Genomic DNA, 19,134 nt, shown 5'->3' with positions numbered 1-19,134 from the left:
TATTAGTCTTTAAAAATTCGGGCTTTTGTCAAGTCAATAATAGCTGGGTCATTCTCGTTAAGTATTCGTTTTGTACGTAAATACCTATTGTAGTTGTATTCATCAAAATCTGGAGATTTTTTGTCGAAAGTACTGATATGTACACGACCGGCGGAATGTATAAATTGATTATTTCCAATCCACATACCAACATGTATTACCCTTTCTTTTGTCGTTTCAGTCGCAGGCTTGCCAAAGAACAACAAATCGCCAGGTTGCATATTGTCAAAACTTTTATCATCATCAATCAGCTTGCCTGTATGAATTTGTTGCGAAGCATCTCTTGGCAATACCAATCCGTTTAAAAAGAAAATGGTTTTGGTGAAGCCACTACAGTCCACACCTTTTGAAGAAGTACCGCCCCATAGATAAGGGAGTCCCATTAATGATTTAGAAGTGACTACCAACGATTCCTGCGTGGGTTTTAGACTCTCCAACCAATCATTATATTTCATTGTTTTACTTTGTTCAACAAATGCAATTCTACCATCTGGATATTTAACTTTGTAAAATAGTCCAACTTTTTCAATAACCTCTAAAATATTTCCTGCCACTAAATCAGAAACAACTTCAGTAAACTTACTAACGTTTTTAAAAGACTGCCCGTAAGTGTTCAAAAATATAATTTTATCTGCCAATTTCCAAGTTGCAAATTCTTCATCGTTCATCAATTCAATACCGCCACTATCTACCCAAGCCAAATATTTATCGGGTGTTTGAACTAAATACCAATTGTCTTCTTTTGTAAATACATTTAACGGTGTACCCAATGTGGCCTGTGTGGATAATTCGGCAGAATGTTTTGGATTACTTCTTAAATTGGCAACAGATATTTTTACTACGGCTTTTGTTTTTCCCCCTAAAGTTGCATCTGGGTAAAGTTGAACGCTATCTACAAAAGCAATTTTTTCGTTTTTCAGATTCTCTTTTAAGGTGTTAACGGCCTCGGGTAAGTTGGAAGTACCTTTGAGGATAATCTGATTATTATTTTTTACCGAATTAATATCGAATAAAGCCACACGTTTATCGGGGGCAAATTCATCTTTAACTAAAGCAATTTGCTTTTTTAAAGGATTCTCTTCAATTTTTTCGGTTTCATTTTTGCACGAAGCAAAGATGATTAAACTGCAGATTAAAACTAAGTAAATATAATTGTGAAGTTTCATATTCTAAGTTTTACAATTTTCTTGAAGCTGCTATTGCTGCACCAACAATTCCCGCCTCATTTTCAAACTCCGAGGCTACCACTGGTACGTTGACAGTAAATTGTGCTTTAAACTTATCAATTTTTTTACTGGCACCACCACCTAAAATAATTAAATCAGGAGAAGCAAGGAATTCTACAAACTTAAGAAATTCATTAAAGCGTTTTCCCCATTTTTTATATGATAAATCATCACGTTTACGAGCGGAATTAGAAGCATAATGCTCAAAATACTTATATTTTTTATACGGAACGGTACCCAATTCAATATTTGGGACCAGTACCCCATTATAAAACATACCCGAACCCAAACCGGTGCCAATAGTAATCATTATTACCAATCCATCTTTGTCTTTCCCTGCTCCAAAAGTCATGGCCGCTAAACCGGCGGCATCGGCATCATTAACAATATGAAATTCCAACCCTGTCCGTTTCGAAAATAGATCATCTGCTTGTAAACCTTTCCAACTTTTATGGATGTTACTGGCAGATAATACTTTACCATGGGTAATAATCGATGGAAATCCGCAACCAACCTCACCTTTCCAATCAAAATGTTTGACCATGGCAGCAATTTCATCGGCTACATCATCTGGTTTTGCACCTTTTGGTGTGGGAATTCGATGTTTTTCGGACACCAACTCTCCTGTTTTTATGTTTACGATTGCTCCTTTAATTCCTGTACCGCCAACATCTATACCTAGTATTTCCATAAAATTTGTTTGAGGATATAAAATTGCTAATAATTGTTGGATTACACAAACCTCGTGTGATTATTGATAAATTAGGTTGCTAAATTTTTGCTTCTATCTTTCCTTTATGTTAGGCAAAATTTACAAGCATAGCAATGCTATGATTAAGAAGTTTAACGATACAGAAAGGAAAAAGAAGAGTGAAAATAGTGAGTGAATTTAGCAATTATCACACTCGGCTCAATTGCTTTTCTTAATTTTGTGACGATTAAAAAAATGAAATTGAAATTAGCTCTGCCACTAATGCACGAATAAAGCTAAAAACTAGGTAATAGCACAATTATCACGAATAAAAAATCTTTAGATTTTTTTTAAAAATTAGTGTTTAATCTATTTTGGTGAATACATTGAAGCATAAATTAGTGAATTTGTGGCATTTCTACTACATTTTGATTTTGACCTTGTTAACTTTGTAGTTATGACAAAAATTGTTTTTGCAACCCATAATTTAAATAAACTAAAAGAAGTACAGCAGTTAATGCCTAAAAGCATTAAATTGTTAAGTCTTTCGGATATTAATTGTAACGAAGAAATTTTAGAAACCGCCGACACACTGCTTGGAAATGCACAACTCAAAGCAGATTATATCACCCAAACTTATGGCTACGATTGCTTTGCGGATGACACGGGATTGGAAGTAAATGCTTTAAATGGTGAGCCTGGAGTATATTCTGCCAGATATGCAGGGCCCGCAAATAATGCCGTGGCAAATATGGCTAAATTATTAACTAATTTAAAAAGCAAGAAAGATAGAACGGCTCAATTTAAAACTGTTATCGTATTGAATTTAAAAGGAGAGCAGCATATTTTTGAGGGAATTTGTAAAGGTGAAATTCTAAAAAACCAACAAGGAAACGATGGTTTTGGCTATGACCCCATCTTTAAACCTGAAGGTTATGACAAGTCTTTTGCTGAAATGTCTTTAGAAGAAAAAGGGGTTATTAGTCATCGGGGGAAGGCTGTTAAGAAGCTGATGCGGTTTTTGAAAAATAGTTTTATTTTATCGAAATTGTGTTAATCATATTTTACAATCCATTCCATTTATCAAGAATATTCCCATAAAAACTGGATTGGGGTGTTGTTACATAATTTTCTCCAAGATTAGTAGCCTCTAAATCTCCAAATATGGAAATAATTAAATCAATATGTTGTTCTTCTGAATCAACAAAGTAAAAATCTGTGTATATATCATCAGGTATATTATGTAATTTTGGTTTTGCTATTTTATTTTCTATAAGAATTCTTTCAATTTCAGCTAATCCAATTTTTTTAAGTTGCTTTTTAGTTTCACTTAAGATTGAAAAACCTAATACGCTTTTATTTTGAATAATTCTTTTATAATCTTCAGTTCTCATTTGTCTTTAATTTCTCTACTAGAATTATCAACTTTTCATTTTCTTCAGGAGAACCAATCGCTTCCTTTTGAATCCAATCCTCATTTTTCAGTTTGTATGATAGATAACTGGGCTTTTTACCAAAAAAACCAATATTTCCTGGACCTATAAAATCTAAAATAAACCTTGATAAACTCCATTCTCCTTTTTCGAATTTGATTCCTTCTAGCTGATTAATTGGTATTTCAGTTTCTGAGTTTAGTAGTGGTAAAATTCTATTCTCTTTTAATAGAATACTTTTGTTCGATAACTCTAAACTTTTCCTTGGCATCTGGAGAATTAATAAAAAAGCAACGGCAATAGTTAACCCGAAAAAAAATGGATTACGCTCATATTGTATCGCCGCAAAAATTATCCATCCTAAAAATATGGCTCGACTGATATTTATCCAAAGGACACCTTGCTTTATTTCAAAATTTTTGTTCGACATTTTATTTCCCCATCACCAAATGCTCAATAAAAAACTCCATCATTCTATCCACATTAACACGGGTGTGGCCTTGGTCGGGACCTATTTGCACTTCATGGCTTTTACCAGCTTTTTGTAAAGCTTGTATCAATTGCAAGGAATTTGCAGGATGCACATTGTTGTCGCTGGTGCCAAAAAATATCATCAATTCACCTTTAAGGTTAGGGGCATAGGTCATTAAACTTGCAGCATCATATCCAGCCTTATTATCCTCTAAGGTATTCATAAAACGCTCGGTGTAAATATTGTCATAATTTCTCCAGTCGGTTACCGCGGAATTTGCCACAGCCGCGTGATACACTTCTGGAAAACGCAACAAACTAGCCGCAGCCGTTGTACCACCATAAGAAGTTCCAAAAGCACCAACGCGGTTTTTATCAAAATAAGGTCTGTCATATAAAGATTTTATACCTTCGGCAAAATCATCTTGCTCTACAATTGTTAAATTACCATACAACTGATCTAATAATTTTTTACCACGACCGCGGACATTTCTCCCATCTATATTGGCGACTAAAAACCCATATTCTGTTAACGGATCGGGCGTTCTAAAGTTTTCCCGAAACGCATTGGTTGCTGGACCACCATAATTGCTCAATAACAACGGGTATTTTTTATTGGGATCAAAATTTGACGGAAAATGCAACATACCGTGCAATTGGGTTTCACCGTCAGCAGAAGTAAAGGTAAATACTTCTACTTTTTTAAGTCCCAGCTCCTCAAATTTACCCAAGTCGCTTTTATATAACTCTTTGATAATTTTACCTCTTGAGTTTAATAAATTAGTAAAAGGCGGAATATTATGCGTTTGAGAAACATCAATAATATATTTGAAATTAGGTGAAATACTAACATCGTGATTAAAGGCAGGATCGGTCAATCGAACATCTCCTTTTCCGTTTAATTTTACTTTGTGCAACTGCATTTTCATGTGGTTATCACCGCTCCGTGCCATATAAAATAAAATGCCTTTTTTTTCGTCAACATCAACTATGCTGGAAACTTCAAAATTATGATTGGTCAAGGTTTTGAGTAGTTTTCCGTTAAAATCATATAGATAATAGTTATTGAATCCGCTACGTTCAGATGCCCAAATAAAACGCTTTCCGTCTTTTAAAATGTACATTTCGGGGGAATTTACAGTAAAGCTCGGCAACCACTCTTCACGAACAATGGTGCGACTTTTACCAGTAACGGGGTCTGCCGCTCTTAATTCCATAATATTTTGCTTTCTATTGGTACTATGGTACATGAGTTCTTTTCCGTCAGGAGTCCAAGAAATATCATATAAATACGTGCCTAAATCACCATCATTGTAGGGTTTTCCATCCCGGGTATCTAGCGTAATCATTTTTTTGGAATCTAAGTCATACAAGATCAAGTCAACAGGTAAGTTTTTAGCACCTACTTTTGGATAAGCTTCAATCTCAACAGAATCTTGAATTTTTGTTTGGTTGTATAGCACGTAGTATTTTTTCGCTTCTTTTTCATCAAAGCGGTAAAAAGCTATTTTTTTACTATCAGGTGACCACCACATGGCAGTATTTTGATCCAATTCCTCGCCATAAACCCAAGTAGCAATTCCGTATTTTATTTGATTTTCGTCATTGCCTTCAGTAGTAATCGCAACTACATTATTTCCATCAGCATCGCTCAAATACATATTCCTGTCTTTGGTAAATGCTTTTAATTTTCCGTCAGGAGAATCCTCAGAAGCATATTGCCTGCCGCGTTGTGGTCGGTTTGCCCATCTGGCTCTCCAGTCGGGAATTACGGCATTTCCAATTTCATTTTTTTCATGTATTGTTATATCGTATAAAAATCGTTTCCCGTCTTTGTTATATTCAAAATTATTTCCATTAGGATGCCATTCTGCATTTATAGCACCACTTTTAACAGAACTTCTAATTTGTGGGGCAATTTCTGAATATCGCTCATAACCAGGCATGTTTTTGAGTTTGTCTTGGGCATAGGAAAAACTGACGTTAAAAGTCAATAAAATAAGTATTAGCTTTTTAAAAAGATGTAAATATTTCATAAAGGGATAAGATTTTTTATTGATTTTAATAATGGCCATAAAGGTAATCAAATCTTTAAAGTTCAAACAAAACTTTAGGAATGGCATGAAAACCCAATTTTTTCACTACATTTTGAATGGTTTCTATTTTCACAACTTTTGAAGTGTGCACTGTAAATTCCGAGGGGAATTTTTCCAGATCGAACAGAAAATCCTTGATACCATCAATTTCAAGAACAGCCAATCTCATTTTATTCAGATCGACACTTCTTTTGGCATCTGTACCAAATACTTTTCCGTGGTTTCCCGGTATTATATTTTCAGATAAAAAGCTCATAATTTTGATTTTAATTTTTCATAATAAAGGTAAAAAATTATAACGATTTTTCAAAAATATGGTAAAATACCTTCAATATATTTTTATTACTTTTACCAATCAACGGCTACAAAACCAACAAAATCATGAAAAAACAATCTCTTTGGCTACTTTTTCTAATTTTTTACTCTTTGACTGGAAGTATTTTGCCGCAAGCCCAAGATAAAGAGGACTAGTACACATCTATGCAAAAAAACGATCCTTACGCGGCATTACGATTTAAAGAGTTTAATATATTTTTGGTAATGCGGTTTGCAATGGTTTTTGCCTGGTCTATGCAATTTGTAGTAATTGAATGGCAGGTATATAGTTTAACCAAAGATCCACTCTCGTTGGGAATTATTGGATTAATGGAGGTAATTCCAGCAGTTTCTTTAGCTCTTTTTGCAGGGCATATTGTCGATCAAAAAGAGAAAAAAGGATTATTAATAAAGTGCTTATTGGCGTTTTCGGTTATTAGTTTTGGCTTATTTCTGTTAACATGGCCAGAAGTTGTAGTGGGTTGGTCATCCAATAAAATTTTATACTCTATTTACTTTTTGGTTTTTTTAGGTGGAATTATCCGTGCATTTTTAGGGCCGACCGTTTTTTCATTATTCGCTTTGATCGTTCCCAAAAAAATATACCCTAACGCTGCTACATGGAGCAGTTCTGTCTGGCAAATGGGTGTGGTTTTAGGTCCTGCTTTGGCAGGATTTTCAATTAATTGGATTGGTGTACACTGGTCGTTATGCTTGGTTTTTGCATTTTCACTAATGGCTCTAATTAGCCTTTCATTTATTTCCAAAAAACCAATATTAAATCCCAAAATAGGCGAAAACGTATTTAAAAGCTTAAAAGAAGGGGTGAAATTTGTATATAAAACCAAAGTGATTTTAGGTGCCATAACCTTGGATATGATTGCGGTTTTATTTGGTGGAGCGGTAGCGTTGTTGCCTATTTATGCCCAAGATATTTTAAAAGTAGGCTCGGAAGGCTTCGGAATTTTAAGAGCTTCCCCAGCAGTAGGGGCATTACTAATTATGTTTACCTCGGCTTATTTTCCATTAAATAAAAATGCAGGAATGAAATTACTGGCTGCAATTTTCGGTTTTGGAATCTGTATAATCGTTTTCGGTTTATCCTCTTGGTTTTGGATTTCGGTATTTGCACTATTTTTAAGTGGTGTAACCGATGGTATTTCAATGATTATTAGACAAACCATTTTACAATTAAAAACTCCAGACCATATGAGAGGAAGAGTTGCTTCTGTAAATTCTATGTTTGTAGGGTCTAGCAACGAATTGGGAGCATTTGAAAGTGGACTGACAGCAAAATTAATGGGTACAGTTACGGCAGTAGTTTTTGGAGGGGGAATGACCTTACTCACAGTTATTATGACTGGGGCATTTTTCCCTAAATTGAGAAGACTCGATTTGCGAAAAGATATTGAAGCACATGAAAAGGAGGATTGAAAATAGTATCATCCCGCAAGGTTTCAAAAACCTTGTAGGGTTTTTTAAATAGCTAAGACCCCATAACAGCACCAAAAATATATCCAAAATTTAATTCTATATTTATCAACCAAATCAAAAAAAAACTAAAATTGTCTATGAAATCATACACTATTCAAGAAATAAACAATATTCTCGACGGAGAACTTGTAGGAAATACAACTTCAAAAATTTCAGGCCCTGAACAACTGAATAAAGCAGAACCGCATCACATAACTTTTATAGGCAGTACAAAATATATTAAGTTTTGGAGCGATTCCAAGGCATCTGCGGCTATAGTTAATGAGAAATTCTCCGTTGAACCTAGCGAAAATCGTGCATTGATAAAAGTGAAAAATGCCGATTTGGCAATGGCTAAATTATTGGAAGTTTTTAATCCGCCACCACCAGAATTTGAGCAAGAAATCCATCCAACGGCGGTTATTCATAAAACAGCAAAATTGGGAAAGGGATGTAAAATAGGAGCAGGATGTTATGTAGGTAAAGATGTTGTACTGGCAGATGGTGTAATTTTGTATCCAAATGTTACTGTAATGGATGAAACAAGTATCGGACAACATACCGTTGTTTGGTCGGGTACCGTAATAAGAGAGCGTACCGAAATTGGTAGTTATTGTATTTTTCATACTAATGTGAGTATTGGTGCCGATGGGTTTGGGTACAGACCTAGTGATGACGGCAGAGGATTGGTTAAAATTCCCCAAATCGGTAATGTTATAATCGGCAATGGAGTAGAAATTGGTGCAAATAGCTGTGTTGATCGTGGTAAATTTAGCTCTACCATTATTGGCGATGGATGTAAAATTGATAATTTAGTGCAAATCGCCCATAATTGTGTAATGGGTAGGTCTTGCATAATGGCTGGTCATAGCGGTTTGGCAGGTTCGGTCACTTTGGGCGATGGTGTTGTAATTGGCGGAAGTGCTTCCATTAAAGACCATACAACCATACACTCCGGAGCTACTATTGGTGCCGGATCAGGCGTAATGGGTGATGTGGAAGCTGGTAAAACAATGCTCGGTTATCCAGCAACCGATTCTAGAGAAATGCTAAAGCAATGGGTTGCATTGCGTAAGTTGGCAAAGCAATAATTAGAAAATAAAATTAATGTCCCATAAAATCACTACCTTTGTGGGATAACAGCTTATAAAAGCATTAAAACAGTTTTAAGATAAAGAATGGCAAGAGCACAAGAAACATTTGGTAAAAAAGAACGAGAAAAAAAGAGATTAAAAAAACGCGAAGAAAAAAGAAAACGTAAAGAAGCCCGTAAAGCAGGTGAAAAAGACGATACTTTTGTATATGTTGATCAATTTGGACAATTGACCGATACACCTCCAGATCCATCAAAAAAGATTAAGGTAGATGCCGAGGATATAGTCGTTGGTGTACCTAAAAAAGAAGATTATGAAGAGGAAGATCCTATTAGAAATGGTAAAGTAAATTTCTACGATGACAAAAAAGGTTTCGGATTTATTATCGATATGGAAAACAATGAAAAGTACTTTGTACACGTAAGTGGCTTACTTGATGATATTCAAGAAAACGATAAAGTAATTTTTGAACTTGAAAAAGGACAAAAAGGGTTAAACGCGGTTAGAGTTAAAAAGCAGTAATCCTTTTAGTTTACAGTATAAAAAAATGCCTGATGAATTTTCATCGGGCATTTTTTATGCAATTATATTTTAATAAAGGATTAACTTTTATCAGCCATCAAAGCAAAGAATTTATGGATATTTGGCATAATAACGATACGAGTTCTTCTGTTTTTTGCTCTATTTTCTTTTGAATCGTTCTCAGCTACAGGTTGAAAACTACTTCTACCAGAAGCGATTAATCTAGCAGGATCAATGTCAAATTTATCTTGCATTCTTCTCACAATTGAAGTAGCACGCAATACACTTAAATCCCAGTTATCTTTAATAGCCCCTGTATTGATTGTTCTAGAATCTGTATGACCTTCAACCATTAAATCTAAACTAGGCTCAGATTTTAAAAGATCTGCGATTTTTTGCAAAACGCCATCAGCTTTGTTGCTCATTCTATAACTAGCAGTTCTGAATAATAAATTGTCAGCGATAGTAATCATTACCACAGTTTCGTTAATGTTAATATCAACCTCACCGTTAGAATCTTCGCTCAATTCACTACCTGCCATAGTTTGCTTTAAATTATAAGCAACAGCTAGGTTCATAGAATCTTTTAATGTTTTGGCTCCTTCTACTGCTGCCGCATCCATTTTAGCGATAGTAGCTCTCATTGATTTTTTAGCGTCATTAGAAATAACACTTCCATCAGAAGTAGTTAATTTTGCGTCATTGTCCGCTTTAAGAGCGTTGATTTTCGCATTGTAAGCGTCAACTTTTGCTTCAATAGCAGCGAATTTTGCTTCTAATTCTTCTTTGGCAACTGCGGTTTTATGCAATTCGCCTTTAATTTGATCCCTGTCTTGTTCAAGTGCAACATATTTCTTTTTTGATACACATGCAGACAACAGAACCATTGTCAATACTAATACTGATACTTTTCTCATAATTTAATGTTTTTAATTTAATTTAGAGTTTAACTCGTGTTTTTTGTAGGTGCAAATTTATAATAAACTATGAATTAAACAATTATAATCATAAAGATTTATCAAAAACATATCAAAAGTCAACTTGTTAATATACAGTGCTTTTTCTTTATTTAAGTTGATAACACTAATTTTTGTGTGTATTTTTTTCTCATTCTCAATTAATTGCTTAAGAAAATGGATTCATTATAAAATTAATGTATAATTTTATTGCCGAATTAATTAGACCAATGCCTATATCACGTAAATCAACCCTTATAGTATTAGCTTTTTTTTCTATTTATGTTATATGGGGTTCCACGTATTTATTGAATAAAATTGCAGTAACCGAACTACCTCCTTTTAAGTTGGCGGCTATACGATTTATCATTGCTAGTTTACTTATCTTTTTAATAGCCAAAATCATGGGTATCTCAATTAAAATAACCCGAAAGCAATTTAAGAATACGGTTATTGCCGGTTTTCTATTTTTAACCTTTGGCAATGGAGTAGTGGTTTGGGCACTAAAATATGTTGATAGCGGTTTTGCAGCTTTGGAAATTTCGGCACAGCCTTTAGTAGTCCTTTTGCTAATGTTGATAATACAAAAAAAGAAAATCCAGCCGATGTCTATTGTTGGAATCATCTTGGGTATGGTCGGCATGTATCTATTGGTAAGCCAAAAAGAGATTATTAATAACGAAAACTCTATTATAGGCCTAATAATGATTTTTGCTTGTATGGTAAGTTGGGGATATGGAAGTATATTTGTGGGTAAGGCCGATTTACCAACAAACTTTTTTGTGAATACGGGTTATCAGATGTTTACCGGTGGAGTTATGTTGCTTATTGCTAGTTTTTTGTTTGGTGAACAATGGTCAAATCCATTGGAATGGAGCGGTAAAGTCCAATTCTCAATGATAATTTTGATTACTCTTGGCAGTATTGTAGCTTTTACCTCTTTTAATTATCTATTAAAATCGGTATCTCCAGAAAAAGTGGCAACTTCTACTTACGTTAATCCTATAATTGCTTTAGCATTGGGCTGGTATTTTTTGGATGAGCAAATCACTACACAGTCCATTGTTGCTGCCATAGTCCTTTTAACGGGTGTGTATTTTATCAATACTACAAAAAAACTGACCGTTTATTCTAGGTTTAAAAAGTAGAACGCTATTAAAATTAGTGTAATTTTACTTTATTTTTTAAGCTAAAATTTTAAGTTTTAAGGGTAATTCAAACTTCACTATTGTATTAATTTTACGGAGTAAAATTAATTAGATTAAAAATTTTTCTATTGAAAAACAAGGAAAGAAAGAATCGTAAAAATAGAATTTTAAGGATTATTGGTAAAGTACTCCTGACCCTTGTCGTTACTTTTTTGCTACTTATCCTTTTTATCAGAAGCAAATGGGGGCAAGATATTATTGTAAATAAGGTAGTTAGTTATATTGCTGAAAAGACAAATACTAAGGTTGAAATAGACAAATTATACATAACTTTTGGAGGTAATGTAATGCTTGATGGTCTTTACCTAGAAGATATGAAGGGTGATACTTTGGTTTATTCTAAATCCATTGAAGCAAATATGCCGCTCTGGTCGATTATTAATGGAAACGGTATTGGTGTTGATGTTGATGATGTTGAATGGGATGGGCTTACTTTAAATATAGTAAGAAAGGATACTATTAAAGGATATAATTTTCAATTTTTAATTGATGCTTTTGCTAGTGAAAATCCTCCTACTGTTACTCAAGACACTACTAATGCTTCTCTAAATATCATAATAGGCAGCGTTGATCTAAATGATTTTGATATTACTTTTAATGATGCAGTTTTAGGTATTGATAGTCGTTTTTTAATTGGCAACTTATCCTTGGCTATGGATAAGACAGACATAGAAAATATGGACTTTAAGGCTTCTGAAATAAATCTTTCAAAATCAAAAATTAAATATATTCAAAGTCCAGTATTACAAATATCAAATGAAGAATCTACGGTTTTACCATTTTTATCTGTCGATAAGCTAATAATAGATGACGTGATTGCCGATTACCGGTCATTAGCTGATAATAGTAATTATCATTTAAGTATCGCTCAATTAGAAACTGAAATTCCAAAAATAGACTTGCAACAAAACATTATAGATGTTGTCCGATTCGATTTAAAGGATTCTAAAATAGTTTTAAAAACAAAGACGATTGATAAAACAGAAAATGAATCTGATAAGGACACTTTGCAAATAACTCAAAAATTTGAATGGCCTAATTTTAAAATAAACATTGATGACATCAATTTAAATAACAATAATTTTAGCTATCAAAAGAATAATGCAATTGCCCAAAACGCTATTTTTAACAATAATGCCATTATTTTAAGCAACTTATCCCTAAAAGGGGAAAATATCTTTTTACGAGACAAAAATGCTAGATTAAGAATTGATAATTTTAGTTTTAAAGAAGCCTCTGGAATTCATTTAAAACAATTTGCCTTGGATGCTGATATTTCAGATAATTTGTTGAATATTAGCAAAATAAACATGCTTCTAAATAATAACAAACTAAATGGAAACGCCAAATTAAACTATGAAAATTTGGCTTCATTTATAAAAGAGCCCGATAAAGCAGCAATATCAATAAACATTCCGAATTTCCAAATTGATGTAAATGATGTTTATAGATTTCAACCGAAATTAAAACAGAATAAAATTTTAACTTCTCTTTCTAAGAATTACCTAAAAGGGAATGTAGAAGCCTCTGGAATTTTATCATCTATAAAAATACCGGATGCTAGGGTTCAATGGGGTAGTAAGACCAAATTACACTTAAATGGTAAGATAGAAAATGTTACAAATATTGATAAATTGCAATTTAATATTCCACAGTTTACTGCCCAGACCAATGAGCAAAGTCTTTTGCAATTTGTTAATGAAGATTCGCTGGGAATCTCTTTACCGTCTCTAATTTCTTTAAAAGGGAATGCAAAAGGAAGTTTAAAAGATGTAGTTGCCAAAGCACAATTAAACACATCTCAAGGTAATATCAATCTCGATGGCCATTTTAATAACAATAACCTGTTGGCATTTGACGCCATGTTAAAAATTGATAATTATAAAATTGGTAAATTGTTAAAAAACAATACTCTAAGGGAGCTAACTTTAAGCATTAATACTGAAGGCAAAGGGAAAAATATAAATAATTTAGATGCTGAAGTATTAGCAACTATTGAGAAATTCGGTCTCAATGATTATGAAATTAAAGACCTAAAAATACAGGGTAATTTTATAAATGGCAAAGGAAATGTTGAATCTGACTATAAAGATGAAAACCTTAATCTCAATTTGTTGGCTGATATAATCTTGGATTCCGCTGCAACCCAAGCATCTGTGAATTTGAATATAATCGGTGCAGATTTACAAGCACTGGGCATTGTGCAACGCAACATTAAAACAGGCTTTAAACTCAATGCCGATTTTAAAGGAAATTCAGAAAAGTTCAATATGGATGCAAAAGTTGAAGATGGCGTGGTGGTTTACAATAGCAATACGTATTTGTTGGGTGGTTTATCTCTAAGGGCATTTGTTGACAAAGATACTACGTCGGCTACATTAAAAAACAAACTTTTAGATTTTGAACTACACTCCAATGCGAGTCCTGAAAAATTTACGAAATCTTTACAACGTCATGTTTCGAGTTATTTTTATAGGGATATCGAGGTGCCGGACAGCATTAAAAATCCCGTAAATTTAGAATTAAAAGGTAAAATAAGCCAATCATCAATACTAAATGAAGTGTTTTTAGTCAATTTGAAAGATTTAGATACTGTTGATGTTTCCATTGATTTTAAAGAAAAATCGAGAAAATTAAAGGCAAACATTACCGCTCCACACATTAATTATGCGGGTAGTGAACTAGACAGTTTGGTTTTTTCAATGGATACTGATATTGATAAATTTGAATTTGACTTTGGTTTTAAAGAAATTAACAGCGGCCCCTTATCCATAAAGAAAACCAGCATTAAAGGAAATCAGCTCAATAATGAACTTAAACTGGATTTTGTATCGTTTTTTAATGAAGAAAAATTAATAAATATAGAATCCAACATTACCGGCAATCGAGATAGCCTTAAATTTCACATTTTTAATGACAATCTAATCTTAAATAAAAATAAATGGGAAACACCTACAACCAATGCTATATTTATAACCAAGGGTAAACTACAATTCAATGATTTTAATTTTAGCAGAAACGGCGAATCGGTTGCGGTTACAGATGCAGTTTCCGATAGCGGGAAAGACAGAATTGATATAAATTTCAACGATTTTAAGCTGAATAAAATTTTGAATTATTTGAATCCCGAAAGTCAACTTGCTTCAGGTGTGCTAAATGGTGAATTTAGCATAGAAAATCCTTTTGAGGACGTAGGTGTTGTTGCAGATTTGGCTATTAATAAGTTAAAGGTTTTAGATGTTGATTTAGGCGTACTGACTTTAGATACCAAGTCAGATGCTAATAATAACTACAGCTTCAACAGTACTTTAAAAGAGGGCGAAGTTGATCTGAATTTAGATGGGAACTACAAAGCATCTGTGGATAATCCGCAAATAAACCTTGATTTATTGATTAATAATTTCAATATGAAAGCTTTAGAAGGTTTTACAAGCGGTGAGGTAAGCAATGGCACAGGTAGTTTTTCAGGAAATTTTAATATGGTCGGGAACTTTAACGATCCAACCTATTCAGGTCAACTTAATTTTAAAAATGCAGATTTTGAAATTACCACATTAAACCAACAATTTACTTTAACTAATGAGATATTAAATATTGACAATCAAGGATTTTCAATGAACAATTTTACCATAAAGGATGAAAATAATAATACGTTCGCATTAATGGGTAGTATTGGCACAGAAAGTTTTATCAACCCAACGTTTAACCTAGACATTAAGGCGGATAATTTTCAAGTCATTAACGCAACTAAAGAAGATAACAACTTAGTCTATGGCAAGGCAAGTTTTGACGTTGAGGGTAAATTAACTGGCGATTTACAAATCCCAAAGCTAAATGCAACGCTTACGGTGAATTCTAATACAGATATTTTTTACGTAATGCCAACCGCTGCTGTTAGTATGGAACAACGTGACGGTGTTGTAGTTTTTGTGAACAGGGAAAATCCCGATGCTATTTTAACACGTACCGAAGAAAAAACAGCTATAATTACAGGTTTTGATATCAATAGTAAATTAAAAATAAGCGAAGGAGCAAAAGTTACCGTTATTATTGATGAAGAAACCAACGATAACTTCCAGGTCTCGGGAAATGGCGATTTTAATTTTAAAATGAGTCCCAACGGATTGTTAAATTTAACTGGCGTTTACGACATTTCAAGTGGACATTATGAAATGAATTTGTACAATCTGGTAAATAGAAAATTTGAATTAACTCCACAAAGTAAGATCAGTTGGTTTGGCGACCCTTTTGATGCAAAATTAGATGTAACTGCCACTTATAAGTTAGATGCTTCGGCTTCACCATTGATGGCATCGCAAGTATCGGGTTCTGATCCATCGGTAAAAAATAAATTCCGACAAATATTACCTTTTTTGGTGTATTTGAACATTGATGGCGAATTAATGCAACCGAAAATTTCTTTTCAATTGGATATGCCCGAGGACGAACAAGGGGCCGTTGGCGGACAGGTCTATGGGCGTGTACAGCAAATAAATCAACAAGAGAATGAATTGAATCAGCAAGTTTTTTCATTATTAGTATTAAATAGGTTCTACCCTCAGCCCGGAAGCGACGGTAGTAACGGTGGTTTTGCCTCTATTGCAAGAGACAATTTGAACGACGCTTTATCAGATCAATTAAATGTGTTTTCAGATAAATTATTGGGAGATACAGGTATTGAACTTGATTTCGGTCTGGACAGTTATACCGATTATCAAGGAAATTCTCCACAACAAAGAACACAATTGGATATTGCCGCAAAGAAAAAATTATTTAATGACCGCTTAATTGTAAGTGTGGGCAGTGAGGTAGATATTGAAGGCAGTAGTAGTACCAATGAACCAACACCAATTATAGGTAATGTTAGTTTAGAATACCTTTTAACCGAAAACGGTAGGTATAGACTTAAAGGCTTTAGAAGAAACGAGTTTGAAAATGTAATTGATGGTCAGACCATAGTTAGTGGTATAGCCCTTATATTTACTCAAGAATTCAATAAGTTTGATGAGCTTTGGAAAGCTATTTTAGGTGGAGGAGAAAAAAAGAACAAGGACGAAAAAGAATCAAAAAGCAAAGAACAAAACGATAAAAAAGAATAATGAAGTTGTTACAGCGTCATAGCATATTGAGTAATAAGAACCTTTTCTCTACCCGTCAGGCAAGTATACTTTCAAGTTGTCGTTTAATTGGGGTTATTATATTTTTTTTTACCAGTCTTTTTATACTTCAATCTTGTAGTATTAAAAAATATATTCCAGATGATGAACTCCTATACAGAGGAGCCACAATAGATATAAAGTCGGACACGCTCATTAAACATAAAAACGATTTAAAAACAGAACTAGGAGTAGCTTTTCAACGGGAAACCAATAAAAAATTTCTAGGTTGGTACTATGGCCTGTATTTTTATTATAAAGCACAAAAAGATAACCCAGGTTTTGTCAATAGATGGTTAAACAAAAAAATTGGGGAAGAGCCTGTCTATCAATCTGATATAGAAAATATTGAAATTGAAAAATTAATGACCAACCGACTTGAAAATAGTGGATATTTTTATAGTACCGTAACTTCTGACTGGTCAGAAAACAACAAGAAAAAAACCGCCAATATTAACTATAGTGTTAAAGTACCATTACCCTATAAAATGGCGAGCTATCAATTAGATACGCTTCAGCCGCCTATTTACAAAGAAATGCAAGGCTATTTGGTTGATTCTCCTTTTGAAAAAGATATGCGTTTTGATTTGTCCAAATTAAAATTGGAAAGAGAACGGATAGACAACGGTTTAAAAATGAAAGGATATTACAATTTTAATCCTAATTTTTTAATCTTTGAAGCCGATACCAACCAATATAAAAACAAGCGATTTGACTTGTTTTTAAAGTTAAAAAAGGATGTTCCCAAAAAATCTATGTTGCCTTATAAAATCTCCAAAATCAATGTTTATACAAATTACGATATCAAAAAAGATTCATTAGATTTAGATACCGTAAGATTTAACAATAAAAACTTTATAAGTCAAGAACTGTTTTTCAAGCCCAAATATCTCGATCCTTTTATCACGCTAAGCGAAGGTGCGTTCTACAATCCCGAAACATCAAAAAATACCGCAAGACGATTATCCACTATAGGAGCCTATAAATTTGTGAATATTCAATACAACGAAGTAGGCACCATTGCTAAAAATGATAGTGTGGCATATCTGGAAACCAATATTTTTCTTTCTCCATTGAATAAAAGAGCATTACAGGCTTCATTAAAAGCAGTAACCAAATCTAATAATTTTGCCGGCCCTACTTTTGCATTGACCTACACCAACAGAAATTTATTTAAAGGTGGAGAATTATTGAATATTAGTGCAAATGTGGGTTATGAATGGCAAATTGCAAGTGGAGGAGATAACAAGGGTTTGAGCAATCTTGAGCTAGGCTTAAAAACAGAGTTAATTTACCCTAGAATTATTTTTCCAGTAAAAATCAATAGTAATTTTTTTAGATATGCCATTCCAAAAACAAAAATGAGCATTGGGTTTGATTATTTAAAAAGAAAACAGCTATACACCTTATTATCTGGAACGGCTCAATTTGGATATATCTGGGACGCTAATAGGTACATAACGCATGAAATTATTCCTATTTCAACAAATTACAGCCAACTTTATAATACTACTGAGGCATTTGATGAAATTTTAGAGGAAAATCCTTTTTTAAAGCAAAGTTTTGAACAACAATTTATTTCGGGACTTAATTATTCGTTTACATACAATGGAATAGTTGACAGTAAAAAAACCCATCAATTTTATGTCAATTCAACATTAGATTTGGCGGGCAATTCGTTAAGTTTATTTGCCAAAGCCAATGGCGAAGAACCTAAAACGATTTTCAATTTTGAGTATGCCCAATATGCCAAAGCCGATATTGATTTAAGATACCATTTTAATTTTGGAAAAGAACAGAAAATAGCTGCACGGTTGTTTGCTGGGTACGGTTATGCTTATGGCAATTCAGAAGTTATACCGTTTACAAAACAATATTATTCCGGAGGCCCATATAGTGTAAGGGCTTTTAGAATCAGGTCATTGGGACCGGGAACTTACAATGAGGAGACCGACGCCAATAGTTCTAATCTGATTTTTGACAATACAGGAAATATTAGGTTGGAAGCCAATATAGAATACAGATTTCCTATCTATTCATTTGTAAAAGGAGCCGTTTTTGCCGATGCTGGTAATATTTGGACCTCCAAAGAAAACGAATCTTACCCCAATGGAAAATTTACCGATAATTTTATAAATGAATTAGGCATGGGAGCAGGGTTTGGGCTTCGCGTTGACGTTCAAGGTTTTGTAATCAGATTTGATTTGGCTGCACCTTTTCACGACCCAGCTAATAGCGGACAATATGATTTTAAAATAGATGAACCCATTCTTAATTTTGCTATCGGGTATCCGTTTTAAAGGTTTTTTAAATTAGCTATTAGAATTTAAAAAATAATTATCTTTACGTTTTTTATAGCTATATAGCAGACAGGAGTGTAGATTGGGCCTATTCAATTAATGGTTGTAATTTGATCCCATCATTAAATTGTGCAACAAACATTTGAAATTGTCG

The 19,134-nt window shown here is 33.4% G+C and carries 14 protein-coding genes; 7 read left to right on the top strand and 7 right to left on the bottom strand.

Annotated features, from left to right (window positions below):
- Positions 1-2 precede the first annotated feature (2 nt).
- Together UMM65_RS02670 and ppgK are read right to left on the bottom strand one after the other, a co-directional pair.
- Positions 3-1,205 (bottom strand): SH3 domain-containing C40 family peptidase, encoded by a 1,203-nt coding sequence (locus UMM65_RS02670; protein WP_321974924.1) that lies wholly within the window; start codon positions 1,203-1,205, stop codon positions 3-5.
- 10 nt (positions 1,206-1,215) lie between these two features.
- Positions 1,216-1,956 (bottom strand): polyphosphate--glucose phosphotransferase, encoded by a 741-nt coding sequence (gene ppgK, locus UMM65_RS02665; protein ID WP_321974923.1) that lies wholly within the window; start codon positions 1,954-1,956, stop codon positions 1,216-1,218.
- Between the two features lie 457 nt (positions 1,957-2,413).
- Here ppgK and UMM65_RS02660 point away from each other — a divergent pair, with 457 nt between their 5' ends.
- The gene (locus UMM65_RS02660) at positions 2,414-3,013 is read left to right on the top strand and encodes a non-canonical purine NTP diphosphatase (protein ID WP_321974922.1); all 600 of its coding nucleotides are present in this window, start codon (positions 2,414-2,416) and stop codon (positions 3,011-3,013) included.
- Positions 3,014-3,020: 7 nt separating this feature from the next.
- On the opposite strand, the gene UMM65_RS02655 is transcribed toward UMM65_RS02660, so the two are convergent.
- From UMM65_RS02655 to UMM65_RS02640, 4 genes are read right to left on the bottom strand one after another with little or no spacing between them, the layout of a single operon-like run.
- The gene (locus UMM65_RS02655) at positions 3,021-3,350 is read right to left on the bottom strand and encodes a hypothetical protein (RefSeq protein ID WP_321974921.1); all 330 of its coding nucleotides are present in this window, start codon (positions 3,348-3,350) and stop codon (positions 3,021-3,023) included.
- A complete protein-coding gene (locus UMM65_RS02650) occupies positions 3,340-3,819 on the bottom strand; it encodes a hypothetical protein (protein WP_321974920.1) in 480 nt (159 codons plus the stop codon). The genes UMM65_RS02655 and UMM65_RS02650 overlap by 11 nt, the downstream gene beginning before the upstream one ends.
- Position 3,820: 1 nt before the next feature.
- Positions 3,821-5,896 carry a S9 family peptidase gene (locus tag UMM65_RS02645; protein ID WP_321974919.1) on the bottom strand — a complete coding sequence of 692 codons (2,076 nt, stop codon included), beginning with the start codon at positions 5,894-5,896 and terminating at the stop codon, positions 3,821-3,823.
- A gap of 55 nt (positions 5,897-5,951) precedes the next feature.
- Positions 5,952-6,212 carry a heavy-metal-associated domain-containing protein gene (locus UMM65_RS02640; protein WP_321974918.1) on the bottom strand — a complete coding sequence of 87 codons (261 nt, stop codon included), beginning with the start codon at positions 6,210-6,212 and terminating at the stop codon, positions 5,952-5,954.
- A gap of 224 nt (positions 6,213-6,436) precedes the next feature.
- Between UMM65_RS02640 and UMM65_RS02635 the strand changes: the two genes are divergently transcribed.
- The 3 genes from UMM65_RS02635 to UMM65_RS02625 all read left to right on the top strand — a co-directional run bounded on the left by UMM65_RS02635 (position 6,437) and on the right by UMM65_RS02625 (position 9,360).
- Positions 6,437-7,705: an MFS transporter gene (locus UMM65_RS02635; protein WP_321974917.1), complete on the top strand. Its 1,269-nt coding sequence runs from the start codon at positions 6,437-6,439 to the stop codon at positions 7,703-7,705.
- Between the two features lie 137 nt (positions 7,706-7,842).
- Positions 7,843-8,835, top strand: coding sequence for a UDP-3-O-(3-hydroxymyristoyl)glucosamine N-acyltransferase (gene lpxD, locus UMM65_RS02630; protein ID WP_321974916.1), 993 nt, complete (start codon positions 7,843-7,845; stop codon positions 8,833-8,835).
- An 87-nt stretch (positions 8,836-8,922) separates the two neighbouring features.
- Entirely contained in the window at positions 8,923-9,360 is a 438-nt protein-coding gene (locus UMM65_RS02625) for a cold-shock protein (RefSeq protein ID WP_321974915.1), read from the top strand.
- An 80-nt stretch (positions 9,361-9,440) separates the two neighbouring features.
- Here the strand turns inward: UMM65_RS02625 and UMM65_RS02620 are convergent, their stop codons facing one another.
- Entirely contained in the window at positions 9,441-10,277 is an 837-nt protein-coding gene (locus tag UMM65_RS02620; RefSeq protein ID WP_321974914.1) for an OmpA family protein, read from the bottom strand.
- A gap of 269 nt (positions 10,278-10,546) precedes the next feature.
- Between UMM65_RS02620 and UMM65_RS02615 the strand changes: the two genes are divergently transcribed.
- The 3 genes from UMM65_RS02615 to tamL all read left to right on the top strand — a co-directional run bounded on the left by UMM65_RS02615 (position 10,547) and on the right by tamL (position 18,980).
- Positions 10,547-11,464, top strand: a complete 918-nt coding sequence (locus UMM65_RS02615; RefSeq protein ID WP_415859548.1) for an EamA family transporter — start codon at positions 10,547-10,549, stop codon at positions 11,462-11,464.
- A gap of 128 nt (positions 11,465-11,592) precedes the next feature.
- Positions 11,593-16,623 (top strand): translocation/assembly module TamB domain-containing protein, encoded by a 5,031-nt coding sequence (locus UMM65_RS02610; RefSeq protein ID WP_321974912.1) that lies wholly within the window; start codon positions 11,593-11,595, stop codon positions 16,621-16,623.
- Entirely contained in the window at positions 16,623-18,980 is a 2,358-nt protein-coding gene (tamL, locus tag UMM65_RS02605) for a translocation and assembly module lipoprotein TamL (RefSeq protein WP_321974911.1), read from the top strand. The genes UMM65_RS02610 and tamL overlap by 1 nt, the downstream gene beginning before the upstream one ends.
- Positions 18,981-19,134 lie beyond the last annotated feature (154 nt).

The sequence above is a fragment of the Aureibaculum koreense genome, from assembly GCF_034296135.1.
Lineage (GTDB): Bacteria > Bacteroidota > Bacteroidia > Flavobacteriales > Flavobacteriaceae > Aureibaculum.
This window is presented reverse-complemented; position numbering and strand designations above follow the sequence as displayed.